Origin of the sequence: Roseomonas chloroacetimidivorans (assembly GCF_049629625.1) — a bacterium.
Taxonomy (GTDB): domain Bacteria; phylum Pseudomonadota; class Alphaproteobacteria; order Acetobacterales; family Acetobacteraceae; genus Roseomonas; species Roseomonas chloroacetimidivorans.
Window position 1 is genome coordinate 1 of the sequence record NZ_JBNBZS010000126.1, and the last position, 11,234, is coordinate 11,234.

Here is an 11,234-nt window from a genome sequence, read left to right on the forward strand (position 1 = left end):
GGAAAAACTCCGGCCATTCCTCCAACCGGTCGCTATCGATGCAGAGCGCATAACGCGCCTGCACCGCCATGATGTCGGTGATCTGGAAACGGGTCATCAGCACGGCACTCAAAGCCCCATATGCTCCCGATACGCCTTCCAGAAGCCCCGCACAGAGGCCTCCGTCGCCCGCGTCCTCGTGCTCTTCGCCTCTGATCCGCCCATCTCCAGCACAGCATGCCGGTCGGACGCGCCAACAACACCGCGCTGCACGAAGCCGCCCACGCAACCATCCTCCATGGAGACATAACCCGCCGGTCCGATCAGGTTGCCCTGCTTCAGCCGCATCTTCCGCAGCTCCGGCGTGTCGTCCTTGAAGCCGATATAGGTCCAGTGCAGGTCCGTCCGGTCCACACCGCGCGGCACCACCTGGCGCACAGCCAGCGAGTTCTGGATCTGCTGCAGCACGAAGCCCGGGAACACCGACAGGATCTGCAGCGTCACGCCATCCCCGAACTCGTCCTGTCCCTCCAGCACGCTCGGGTCCTTCAGCCGGTAATCGCTCTCCGAACGGATATTCTGCGCCGCATACTCATTCGCCGCCTTGGCCCTCGCCTCCGCCTCCCGGTCGATGGCGGAGTAGGAAACATGGTTTCCGCCGGACTCGCTGACGATCAGCCCGCCCTTCATGTTCAGCTTGTTCAGCTCGAAGGTCGTGAAGAACAGGTGCAGCAACGAGGCGTGATAGCTGTCCCGCACATTCTCCAGATAGAGCTTCCAGTTGTTCGGCAGTTCCTGCGTGAAGCGCCCGATCACCTCGATCTGGCGCCCACCCAGCACGCGCTCGATCCGGTCCAGAATCTCCTCGCCCAGATACTCCTCGATCGGCGGCACGCTGTCGGAAGCCGAGGCGAAGACCAGCCCATGCACCACCGCCGTCCGCAGCTTGCGCGGCGAATGGTCTGACATGCGGAAGCATTCGGGCATGCCGCCCTGGCCGTTGATCCCGTCCTTGAAGGCCACACCCTTCAGATTGCCCTGAAGGTCGTAGCTCCAGGCGTGATAGACGCAGGTGAATTCCCGCGTCTTGCCGAAATCCTCCAGCGCGATCAGCGCACCACGATGCACGCAGCGATTCTCGAAGGCATAGATCTCGCCGTCATGGTCGCGCACCGCCAGGATCGGCACGCCGCCCAGCGTCGTCGCCCGGTAATCCCCGGGTTCAGCGATCTCCGCCTCCAGGCAAAGATAGTTCCAGGTGTCGCCCCGGAACAGGCGCGTCTGCTCCAGCGCCGCCACGTCCGGCCGCTGGAACACCCAATAGGGCACGCGCGTCAGTCCCTCCGGCCAGGGCACCTCGGGTGGGGAAGAAAGCCCGGCATCACGGTACTGATCGGGTAGGTTATGGTCGGGCATGACAATCCCTCCGCTCATTCCACAGTGACGTTGGCGCGGCGCACCACGTCGCCCCAGCGCTTGCGTTCGGCCACCACGAAGGCCGCCGTTTCCTCCGGCGTGCCGCCCACCGTGGTGGCGCCCAGCTCGCGATAGCGTTTCTGCACATCCGGCGATCGCAGAACCTGCGACAGCCCCTCATAAAGCCGCGCCACCACGGGTGCCGGCGTGCCGGGTGGCGCCACCGCAGCAAACCAGGCGGTGGCCTGGAATCCCGGCAAGCCCGCCTCCGCGGCGGTCGGCACGTCCGGTATCTCCGGCGCGCGCTCCGTATCCGCCACGGCCAGCATCCGCACACGCCCGGCCTGGTATTGCGTCAGCGCGCCGGTGACATTGGAGAAGATCATGTCCACGCGCCCCGCCACGATGTCCGTCATGGCCGGCGCCTCACCGCGATAGGGCACATGCACCAGCTTCGTGCCCGTCAGATCCTGGAACAGAGCGCCCGTCAGATGCGAGGTCGTGCCCACGCCCTGGGAGGCATAGGTCATGGACTCCGGCTTCTCCTTCGCCCGCGCGATCAGCTCCCCAAGCGTCTTGATTCCACTGGCGGCGGAAACGATGGCGACATTGGGCGTCTCGCACAGCACCGTCACCGGCACGAAGGTCGCGGGGTCGTAGCCCAGATTCCGGAACAGGAACTGGTTGATCGAAAGCGGTCCCGCAGGCGTGACGAGCAGCGTGTACCCGTCCGGCTCCGACCGCGCGAAGTTCATGGCGCCGACATTTCCGCCGGCGCCCGAAAGGTTCTCCACCACGAAGGGCTGGCCCCAGAGGGCCCGCAGCTGATCCGCCGCAACCCGGGCTGAGATGTCGTTCGATCCCCCGGCCGGAAAGGGCACGATCACCCGCACGGGCCGGTTGGGATAGCGGTCCGTCTCGGATATCGCCGCCCCGAACGGAAGCGACGCCGCCAGCGGCAGCAATATCGCGGGCCGACGAGCAAAGGATCTCACGCGCCTGTTCCTCCCGCTCAACCCGGCCAGCCAAGGCTTGACCGAAAGCGAATGTTCGAATAACGAACTTCTTACTGATTATCGAACATTCTGAACCCCGGCTTGACGCAGGTCAATGCACGGGTGCGGGAGGCCTGTGGAACGCGATGGCGGAACCGAACGGCGAGAAGCGATGGCAGGCCTGGCTGCGAATTCGACGCGATGGTGGGCAGTGATTCCACGGCATCGTGGGCAGTGATTCCACGGCATGATGGGCACTGATTCCATGGGATCGTGGGCACCCTGTTGAGGGTTGCCTGGGGTGGATTGCCGACAGTCTGAGCCGGCTAAGGGATCTCGTTCCGAACGGGGTCTGCCTGATGCCTACCGAGAGATTGTCGATGCGACGGATCCGCGACGTACTGCGTCTGAAGTTCGAGGCTGGACTGAGCGACCGGACCCTTGCGGCCGCGGTTGGCATCAGGGGACTGCCGCAAAACTGGGGTCAGGCGGCGATAGCTGCTTGCAGGTGATAGTCGTTGGCAGCCGAGAAGCGCTGCCCGAAGCCGGTGCCGAGCGTGCCGTTGTAGACGGCACAGCGGACCTGGAGCAGTCGATCGGCGCCTCGGCGGGACCAGCGCATCCCCTGCGATTTGTTCATGCTGCGGTTCACCCGGAAGTTGGCCGTGCCCTCGGTCAACGCCGTGCCGGCCCGCAACCCGGCCCGGTGCCGCTCGCCGTAGTCGACGAGCCAGTCGCTCTGCCCGACGAGGTAGCTGTCCAGTGCCCGCAACGCGGTCCACAGCTTGCGCGAGGGCGCGATGGACCTGTGGCTGCCGGGCTCGCCCCGGAAGTGGTGCATGACCGCGCGGATGCAATCGATGCTGATCCCGGCATCCTTGGCCTTGCCGTTCCATAATCGCCAGCGCAGGCGCTCGACCTCCTCGGCGATCACCGCCTTCGCGGCCGCGCGCTCCGGATCGTCGGACGACAGACCTCCGGCAATCTGCGTCAGATGTTGCAGCCGCATGGCAACATGGAACCAGTCCAGGATCGGGAGCCCATTAACGCCAGCTTTGAAAAGAAGACGTCGCAGCCCGGGACAGCCGTCGGTGAACGCCGTCAGCACCGTGCCCCTGGTGCGCCCGACCGCGTCGAGGCTGCGGCGGATCAGCGCTGCGGGATCCGTGTCGGTCTTGGCGACAGCGCCGAAGACCTGCCGTCTTCCGGCCGTCGTCTCGACATTGCCGATCCGGACCTCGATGTGCCGCTCGCCCTCCTCGCAGCTCCGGATGAAGGTCGAGTCCAAGGTCACCACGATCGCCTCGGCAGGCGATGCCGGCTCGGCTGTCGCCGGCACCGGCAGGCTCCCGGCGACCTTGAAGATGTGACGGCGCAAGGTCTCCGGGTCCGCACCGGCGTCCACCGGGAACAGCTGCGCCAACATCTCGGCGGCGCTCCGGTAGGTCATCAGGGCGGAAAACTGCGCCCGCAGCCGGTCCAGCTCTGGGGTCGAGCGGACGTGCGATGGCCATCCCACGCCGGTTTCGGTCACGCCGCATCTACCGCAGCGAAAGCGAGGCAGCCAAACCCTGACCTGGCCGAACAGCGTTGCAATCCCGTGCTGGCGGTAGTCCTTCACTCGGCACACACCACCGCAGCCGGGGCACGCCGGACGGCGCGCGGCATGGACCCGGGCCTGGGCCGCGACGATCTCCCGCTGGACGCTGGCCAGCAGCCGTTTGCCCTCGGCCAAGGTCAGGCCCAGGCTGGCCAGATCGGTGAGGTCGTCCGGCTTGGCGATCCGCATGACATCGGTGCTGTGTTCTTCGCCCTCGGCCCCGAGGCTCACCAGCTTCACGATCCAGGCCACGCTATCTCTACCTCGACGGGAAAATAGGCCTGAAAGTACCCCCTTCGGCCTCGCACCCCCAATCTCGCGGCAGTCCCCACCCTGTACGTGGCCTTCGCGGTGGCGATGGGCGCTAGGGGTGTTGTCGTGGCCGACGGCCCGTTCGGGCGCGACATGCGGCGCCACCCGGAGCCGTTGCTGGCGGCTACGGTGATTCCGCTCGCGGACTGGGCTGTCGACCAGAACCTGAGTTGAAGGGAGAGTTCTCGTCAAAAGGCCAAGCTGGTTGTCGAAGACAGTAGGGATCTGCTATCTATAGGACCTATATATTCTATGGTTTGATCATGGCTGGCCAGTCCATCTCCGCTCACGCCGACGCTGAGACGGTGAACAAGCTGCGCGGCGTCGCCGCCCGCGAGGGCCGGACGCCATCCCAGCTCACCGCCGCCTCGCTCAAGCTCTATCTCGACCTGCCCGGCACGGTCCGCACCGCCCTGCGCGACGTCGAGGCCCTGGGCACCCCGGAAGACCGGCACAACCTGCTACGTGCTATCGGCCGCACCGTGGCGTCCGCCCAGTACGAAGTCGCCCGCAGGCGGGTGGCCGAGGGGATGCGGCTCGATCGCGAGAACGAGCTGGACACCGACGAGGCCATCCTGGCCGAGGCTGTGCGGGCCACCGCGGCGCCGCGCTGATGCCGCCAGCCGGTCCGACGCCGGCCCTCCTGCGACTGTGCCTGGACCTGAACGTGTGGGTGGCGGACTTCCTGGGCACCCGGCGAGGAAGGCGGGGTGGTAGTTCGCCGTGGCTGGCCGACGCGGTTCGGTCCGGCGCCTGCCAAGCCGGCCCGCTGCAGCTGGTGGTCTCGCTCGGCATGCTCGACCGCCTGGCACTCGTCCTGACACGGGAGTTCCAGGTCGAGGCGGACGCGGCCGAGACCCTGGTCCGCGCCATCGGCGGCGTGGCCTCGTTCGGGCCGGCCGGTGATCACCCGCACGCGCTTGTCGGTGGCGGCGTGTACCCCCTGCGTGACGAGGAAGACCGGCACGTGCTGGAGGTGGCCGTCGCCGGCGAGGCTGACCTGCTGGTGACGGCCAACATGGCGGACTTCGAAACAGCCGACGTCCTCAAGGTTGGTGACGGCACCCGCATCCGGCTCTACCCGCGTCCCGGTCAGGCCACCCTGGTCATCGCCCACCCTGACCAAGCTCGCGACTGGCTGCGCGCCGGGGTCCCGCCGCTGGCGGCCATGGAGCGTCTGTAAGGAGGCCAAACGGTCGGACACTGTTGGCGAAGTCGGTGATCAGGTGGCAAGCGCGGCGAAGCGGGAGACGCGGGTGGGGGCGAGCGGCCTTCCGGCGAACCAGGTCGCCATGCGGTCGAGGTTGATGGCCGCCGCCGTAGCAAAGTGCTGCAGGCCCGTTTTGGACAGGCCACGATAGCGAGCCCGGCGCAGCCCAAAAGCGCGCACGGCCTGCGAGAGCGTACCCTCGATCCCCTGGCGCTGAGCATAGAGGTGCCGTCCCTCGGCCGTGCTTTCCCGTGCCCTGATCCCGGCGAGCACCTCGTGCTCGCGCCGGGGCAGCAGCGTGAGGACGCGGCCCTGGTAGCCCGAGGCGGAGCGGGTACAGCGGGCGCGCGAGGGACAGCCGCGGCAGTCGGCGGCGCGGAAGTGGACGCTGACGTGATCACGCCAGTCAGATCCTCCGGCATGCTGCGACCAGACGGCGCTCTCCTTGCCCTCAGGGCAGCGCGCCACCTGCCGGTCCCAATCCAAGGTGAACTTGGTCAGGTCGAAGCCTCCCTCGGTGAGGCATTGCCAACTCAGCTCACGTCGCCCTGGCCCGACCAGATCGATGCCGTGCTGCTCGCGGGCGGTGATGAACAGATCCGCGCTGATGTAGGCAGAATCCACCAGGTGCTGGGAGGGGGCGAGCTCTTTAGCTGCCAGGGCAGCGTGGATCGGCCCTGTGCGGGGAGCCTCGTGCACGTTGGCCGGCGTGGTGTCGGTGTGCACCACCAGATGCGGCGCATCGGCGTCGCAGGTTTCTGTCAGATGGACCACGTAGCCGCTCCAGCGCTTACCGGAGCGGGTTCGGAACCGGGCATCGGGGTCGTAGGGCGACTCTACCCGGTCCCCGGGCCCACGCCCCTGCGCCGGCCGCAGCCTCACAGTGCCCGCTCCGTTCTCGTCCGGTCCGACCCCGCCACGCTCGAAGTGCCGTGCCCATACGCGGCGCAGCACCGCGACCGCGGGCAGCGCGACGACGCCGGGCGGGACCTTTGGATCTGCCAGGGCCTCGAGCAGCCGGTAGCCGTCGGCACCGACCTGGCAGGCATAGGCCTCGCGCTTGGGGGCGGTCTCTGGCAGACGCATGTCCTCGACGCGTCGGCCGTAGGGCTGCTGCCACTCCGGCCGGTGCCAGTGCGCGCAACCAGCCAGGCGCCGTCACGGCGATCGCGTTCAGCGCCGCGCGCAGTGTTTCCGCCAGCAACTCGAGCCGGTTCAGCTCCCGCACCGCGGCGAGCACGTGGGTGCTATCGGTGCGCTGCCGCCCGCGAGCCTTGAGCATTCCGCCCTCACGTGCCGCGTCCAGCACGCGGGCGAGCAGGCGTTCTCCGGCCTCGTGGCGGAGCAGGCGGGTGCGGAACTCGCACAGCACGCTGTGGTCGAAGCCGGCATCCGCCAGATCGAGCGCCAGCAGGTACTTCCAGTCGATCCGGCCGCGGACCGCCTCGGCCGCCTGCCGGTCGCTCAATCCCTCGCGGAACTGCATCAGCGTGACCAGCGCCAGTCGCCACGGCGCGTAGGCGGGCTGGCCGAGGGCAGGGTAGAGGTCGGTGAAATCGGCGTCCTCGAACACGACGCCGAGCCGGTCGCGCAGGAGCAGGTAGGGGTTGCCGCGCGGGAACGCGGCTCGGGCAACCTGCCCGGTTTGCTGGGGAACAGGCGGAACGACGCATTGCGGGCGGAGCGACATGGTAGCGACCTCCAGGTCACCACAGCCTGTCTCACCCCGTGCCGCGCTCGACTTCGCCAACAGTGTCCGGTCGTTTAGAGTTGAAAATACGGGGCGGAGAGGGTCCAGTCGGGGGTGATGACCGCCCCGAAGAGCCGCTTCGTCGCCTACCTCCGCGTCTCGACTGAGGGATAGGGCCGCTCCGGCCTCGGGCTCGAGGCCCAGCGCGAGGCCGCCGCCCGTCATGTCGCGGGCGCAGGAGGCGTCATCGCCGCCGCCGCCGAGGAGGAGGCGCGCGCCACGTCGGCTCGCACGAAAGCGGCGCTCGCCGCGGCGAAGGAGAGGGGGATGCGGCTCGGCAACCCGCGGCTACTTGCGGGCGAGCCAGCATACTCCATGCAGGCCAACGCGGCTCAGCGGGAGTACGCGCGCCGGCGTGCCGCCGCGGTCGCACCGTACATCGACCAGGCCCGCCGCGCGGGCGCCGTCACGCTCGCCGAGATCGCGGAGGCTCTCATGGCCCGCGGCGTGCCAGCGCCACGCGGCGGGCGACGCTGGTCGCCCGCCCAGGTACGACGGGCCATGCTCGCGGCCACCCAGGTCGCTTGAGGCGGTAGGCGCTGGCGGGTCCATGGCAGAGCCGGCTTTGGAACTCCGTAACAATAGAACCAAGAATTCGATTTAGCCCGCTCATGTGCCCCAATTCTGCAGGACTACTCACGCCTTTAAACGGACGCCATCATTCCGCTCGCAAATGGATGGCCTACAGAGGTGGGGCTTGAAGCATTGGCTGAGAAGCTACTCACGTTAAGCGGTACGGTATGATACCGTACCATATCATGAACGTGGAAGACTGATGACCGAAACTCCTCGAACCTCGCGCGGTGAACTGCGCGTTCGGGTGCAAATTGATACCGCTGCCGCTATGTTTCTGGAGCGCGGCTGCGACGCCCTCTCGATGGACGAGATCATCGCCCGGGCCAGGGGTCCCGGCGCAACATCTACGACTATTTCGGCGGCAAGGAGGGTCTCTTCATCGAGGTGGTCCGGCGCCTTTGCGACCAGATGGCCGAGCCGATCAAAGCCTTGCCGCTGAAGGACGAGGACCTGACCGCATCGCTACATGTGTTCGGCCGGGCTTTGCTCGGGATCGTTCTAGATCCCCGCACGCTCGCCCTGCACCGTCTCATGGTGGCCGAAGGGGGGCGCTTTCCCGAACTCGCCCACGCCGTCTATCAAGTGGGGCACCACAGGGCCGCGCTGATCCTGAGCGCCTTCCTCCAGCGGCACCGCGAACGCTCGGACGCCTGGGGCAGCAACCTTCCTTCCCTGGCGCTGGCGCAGCAGTTCATCAGCCTGGTCGTGGCCGAGCCGCAGCTCCGCAGCCTGATCGGGCTCGATGCACTCCCAGTTCCCACCGAGGAGACCTCGCGAATCGTCGATGGGGCCGTTTGGTTGTTCCTGAACGGCCTGCTGCCGGAGCGGGGAGGAGCGCCGCATGCCTAGGCTGCCTTGGAGAGACATCCTCGCCTGGCTGCTGGCCGCGTTCTTCCTGGTAGGCAGCATCGGCAGCGCCTTCGTCAGCGCCGAGATCGCCGCCGACTACGAGCGCTGGGGCTATCCAAACTGGTTCCACTAAGACTGGTTCCACTACGTGACGGCATGCCTGGAACTCGCCGCGGCCATCCTGCTGGTGACGCGGCCTCTCCGCCTGTTTGGCGCGCTCCTTGGGAGCGCCGTTATGCTGGCAGTGGTCGGGACCGTCGTCCTGCACGGCGAGTATTCCCACACAATCCCGCCGGCAATGGTACTCGGCGTCAGCGTGCTGGTGTTGCTGCTGACGCTTCGGCTCGAAATACGGACAACGAGAGGCGACGAAGCGCGATGACAGGAAGCAACCTGGGCATGAAGATTCTGAAGTCGGTCGGACTGGTCACGGTGTTCGGCGGCTTCGTGGCCGACTGGAACCGGACCCATCTGTTCAATCCGAATTGGCCGCCCCACGCCAGGTTCCACGATGCCATGACCATCCTCCTCGGCACCTTCGCGGGGCTGGGCAGCCTCCACTTTCTGCGGCGCGCGCCACACCCTTCGGAACAGGATCTGGCGATCGCGGCGGCTCTCCCGTCGGCATTCTTTCTGTCCCAGACATTGAGCTTCGCCTTCCCTGGTGCGAAGGGACTGGACGCGGAGTTCCCCGACGCGCTGCCGAAGATCGGGCGCGTTCAGATCAACGAGTTCCACATCTCGCTGGCGATCCTGGCCATCACCGCCGTGGGATACTCGATGGCAAGGCGGGAGCGCAGTGCGCCGCGGCCACGTAGGCCGTAACCCGTGTCCACCGAAACGGATGAGGGTCAGTCCGGTCGAAATAAGGCCACTCCAGCCTTACTCCGCTGCAGGGACCTCCCGACCTTCGGGCATTGTATCTGTCTGCAAACATAGGGCTTCTTTTGAGCTAAACCGTCCTTTCAGATTGTGAAATGGTCCACACAGGTGTGCAAGCACGATCCTTGATGGGGCTTGCACGTCTCGCTATTCTTTCTCCATGACCCGCCGCGCCCAGCAGCCCATCACTATCCGGTCCGACCGCGCCGCCCATCGTCTCGCCCTCCTCACCCGCGGCGGCCGTTCCCAGGCCAGCATCATCGAGGAAGCCCTGGAGCGGATGCCGCTCCCCCATGACGCCGAGGCAGAGCTCCGCGCCCGCATCGAGGCCATCCTCGATCAGGCTTCTTCGTCCGCCGTGCCCTCCATCGCCACCTTCGACGCGCACGAGTACGACGAGCGCGGCCAGCCGCGGTGATCGTCGACACCTCTGCCCTCGTCGCTGTTCTGCGCCGCGAGGAGGGCTACGGCCCCCTCCTTGATGCCCTGGTGCGCGAGGAAAGCTTCCTGCCTGCCCCGGTGCTGCTCGAGTTCGCCCGCGTCGCCGCCGGTGTGGGAAATGCCCGCAACCCGCAGGCCGAGGCCCTGGTCGACACCCTGCTCGACGCCAGGGCTTCCGTCCTGCCCTTCGGGGCGGAGGCCAGTCGCCACGCGGTCGAGGCCAACGCGGTGCACGGGCGGGGTAATGGCCGCGGTGGGCTCCTCAACATTCTCGATCTGATGGTGCTCGGCTGCGCCCGGGCTGAGGGGCGGCCGATCCTCTGTACCGGTCGCGACTTCGCCGCCTCCGGCGCCTATCTTCACCCGGCAAGCCGCCCGTGGTGACCGCCCCAAACGGGCCACGCTTCGTGGCCTACTACCGTGTCTCCACCGACAAACAGGGTCGCTCGGGGCTCGGCCTCGATGCCCAGCGCGAGGCTGTCACGCGCCACGCTGCCGGCTGCAGCGGATCCGTTGTCGCCGCCTTCGAGGAGGTCGAGAGCGGACGCAGGGGTGACCGCCCCCAGCTTGCGCTTGCCATGGCCGAGTGCCGCCTCCGCCGCTGCACCCTCCTCATCGCCAAGCTCGACCGCCTCGCCCGCGACGCCCACTTCCTCCTCGGCCTGGAAAAGGCTGGCGTCGAGTTCCTCGCCGCCGACATGCCTTACGCTAACCGCCTCACCATCGGTGTCATGGCCCTCGTCGCCGAAGAAGAGGCCGGTGCTACCTCGGCGCGGACCAAGGCTGCCCTCGCGGCCGCCAAGGCACGCGGCGTGAAGCTCGGCAACCCGAGGCTCAGGCCGGGGGACAACACGACTGCGGCAAACGCACGCAAGGCTTGGTCCTTTGCCGCAGGGCGTCGCGCGGCCGAGGTGCAGCCCTACATCGAAGCCGCCCGCCGGGCCGGCGCCACCACCCTGCAGCAACTCGCCGACGCACTCACCGCCCGTGGTGTCCGCACCCCGCGCGGTAAGGAAGGATGGCGACCTTGGCAGGTGCGGCGTGTGTTGGACCGTTCGCCCGGATGAGCGAACGCATCACCCAGACAATCCTCAATAGGTGCCAGACGGAATACAAGCTCTGCCATTGCGGCATCTCCCCCGGTGAGAGCCTCGCTACCAAGCGCAACGGGGACTGAAGATTGCGCTACGCACGGCGGTGACACCACGCTGGCCGAGACGTCGG

Annotated in this window: 13 protein-coding genes and 1 pseudogene; 10 read left to right on the forward strand and 4 right to left on the reverse strand. The window is 67.3% G+C overall.

The window, feature by feature from the left end:
- Positions 1 to 108 precede the first annotated feature (108 nt).
- The 3 genes from ACO1BU_RS33755 to ACO1BU_RS33765 form a co-directional block, all read right to left on the reverse strand.
- Positions 109 to 1,395: an aromatic ring-hydroxylating dioxygenase subunit alpha gene (locus tag ACO1BU_RS33755; protein WP_424140306.1), complete on the reverse strand. Its 1,287-nt coding sequence runs from the start codon at positions 1,393 to 1,395 to the stop codon at positions 109 to 111.
- 14 nt (positions 1,396 to 1,409) lie between these two features.
- Positions 1,410 to 2,390, reverse strand: a complete 981-nt coding sequence (locus ACO1BU_RS33760; RefSeq protein ID WP_424140307.1) for a Bug family tripartite tricarboxylate transporter substrate binding protein — start codon at positions 2,388 to 2,390, stop codon at positions 1,410 to 1,412.
- Between the two features lie 484 nt (positions 2,391 to 2,874).
- Positions 2,875 to 4,242 (reverse strand): ISKra4 family transposase, encoded by a 1,368-nt coding sequence (locus ACO1BU_RS33765; RefSeq protein WP_424140308.1) that lies wholly within the window; start codon positions 4,240 to 4,242, stop codon positions 2,875 to 2,877.
- Positions 4,243 to 4,565: 323 nt separating this feature from the next.
- On the opposite strand from ACO1BU_RS33765, the gene ACO1BU_RS33770 reads away from it, so the two are divergent.
- Together ACO1BU_RS33770 and ACO1BU_RS33775 are read left to right on the forward strand one after the other, a co-directional pair.
- Positions 4,566 to 4,916, forward strand: coding sequence for a hypothetical protein (locus tag ACO1BU_RS33770; RefSeq protein WP_424140309.1), 351 nt, complete (start codon positions 4,566 to 4,568; stop codon positions 4,914 to 4,916).
- Complete coding sequence (locus ACO1BU_RS33775; protein WP_424140310.1) at positions 4,916 to 5,485, forward strand: PIN domain-containing protein; 570 nt, start codon at positions 4,916 to 4,918, stop codon at positions 5,483 to 5,485. Before ACO1BU_RS33770 ends, ACO1BU_RS33775 begins: the two co-directional genes overlap by 1 nt.
- Before the next feature lie 39 nt (positions 5,486 to 5,524).
- Here ACO1BU_RS33775 and ACO1BU_RS33780 read toward each other — a convergent pair.
- Positions 5,525 to 7,202 (reverse strand): annotated as a pseudogene (locus tag ACO1BU_RS33780) (IS1182 family transposase).
- Between the two features lie 327 nt (positions 7,203 to 7,529).
- Between ACO1BU_RS33780 and ACO1BU_RS33785 the strand changes: the two are divergent.
- The 8 genes from ACO1BU_RS33785 (at position 7,530) to ACO1BU_RS33820 (ending at position 11,077) form a co-directional block, all read left to right on the forward strand.
- Positions 7,530 to 7,790 carry a hypothetical protein gene (locus ACO1BU_RS33785; RefSeq protein WP_424140311.1) on the forward strand — a complete coding sequence of 87 codons (261 nt, stop codon included), beginning with the start codon at positions 7,530 to 7,532 and terminating at the stop codon, positions 7,788 to 7,790.
- A gap of 456 nt (positions 7,791 to 8,246) precedes the next feature.
- Entirely contained in the window at positions 8,247 to 8,687 is a 441-nt protein-coding gene (locus tag ACO1BU_RS33790) for a TetR/AcrR family transcriptional regulator C-terminal domain-containing protein (protein WP_424140312.1), read from the forward strand.
- On the forward strand, positions 8,680 to 8,820 hold the full coding sequence (locus ACO1BU_RS33795; RefSeq protein WP_424140313.1) for a hypothetical protein: 141 nt from the start codon (positions 8,680 to 8,682) through the stop codon (positions 8,818 to 8,820). The genes ACO1BU_RS33790 and ACO1BU_RS33795 overlap by 8 nt, the downstream gene beginning before the upstream one ends.
- Positions 8,821 to 8,835: 15 nt before the next feature.
- Positions 8,836 to 9,069, forward strand: coding sequence for a hypothetical protein (locus ACO1BU_RS33800; protein WP_424140314.1), 234 nt, complete (start codon positions 8,836 to 8,838; stop codon positions 9,067 to 9,069).
- 17 nt (positions 9,070 to 9,086) lie between these two features.
- Positions 9,087 to 9,512, forward strand: a complete 426-nt coding sequence (locus tag ACO1BU_RS33805; RefSeq protein ID WP_424140315.1) for a DUF6640 family protein — start codon at positions 9,087 to 9,089, stop codon at positions 9,510 to 9,512.
- Positions 9,513 to 9,729: 217 nt separating this feature from the next.
- A complete protein-coding gene (locus tag ACO1BU_RS33810) occupies positions 9,730 to 9,987 on the forward strand; it encodes a hypothetical protein (RefSeq protein WP_424140316.1) in 258 nt (85 codons plus the stop codon).
- Complete coding sequence (locus tag ACO1BU_RS33815) at positions 9,984 to 10,394, forward strand: type II toxin-antitoxin system VapC family toxin (protein ID WP_424140317.1); 411 nt, start codon at positions 9,984 to 9,986, stop codon at positions 10,392 to 10,394. Before ACO1BU_RS33810 ends, ACO1BU_RS33815 begins: the two co-directional genes overlap by 4 nt.
- Positions 10,388 to 11,077: a recombinase family protein gene (locus tag ACO1BU_RS33820; RefSeq protein ID WP_424140318.1), complete on the forward strand. Its 690-nt coding sequence runs from the start codon at positions 10,388 to 10,390 to the stop codon at positions 11,075 to 11,077. The genes ACO1BU_RS33815 and ACO1BU_RS33820 overlap by 7 nt, the downstream gene beginning before the upstream one ends.
- The last annotated feature ends 157 nt before the right edge of the window (positions 11,078 to 11,234 follow it).

Coding starts and splice junctions, on each gene's coding strand:
- ACO1BU_RS33755 (WP_424140306.1), bottom strand. CDS start 1,395: ATGCCCGACCATAACCTACCCGATCAGTACCGTGATGCCGGGCTTTCT.
- ACO1BU_RS33770 (WP_424140309.1), top strand. CDS start 4,566: ATGGCTGGCCAGTCCATCTCCGCTCACGCCGACGCTGAGACGGTGAAC.
- ACO1BU_RS33775 (WP_424140310.1), top strand. CDS start 4,916: ATGCCGCCAGCCGGTCCGACGCCGGCCCTCCTGCGACTGTGCCTGGAC.
- ACO1BU_RS33785 (WP_424140311.1), top strand. CDS start 7,530: ATGCGGCTCGGCAACCCGCGGCTACTTGCGGGCGAGCCAGCATACTCC.
- ACO1BU_RS33790 (WP_424140312.1), top strand. CDS start 8,247: ATGGCCGAGCCGATCAAAGCCTTGCCGCTGAAGGACGAGGACCTGACC.
- ACO1BU_RS33795 (WP_424140313.1), top strand. CDS start 8,680: ATGCCTAGGCTGCCTTGGAGAGACATCCTCGCCTGGCTGCTGGCCGCG.
- ACO1BU_RS33805 (WP_424140315.1), top strand. CDS start 9,087: ATGAAGATTCTGAAGTCGGTCGGACTGGTCACGGTGTTCGGCGGCTTC.
- ACO1BU_RS33810 (WP_424140316.1), top strand. CDS start 9,730: ATGACCCGCCGCGCCCAGCAGCCCATCACTATCCGGTCCGACCGCGCC.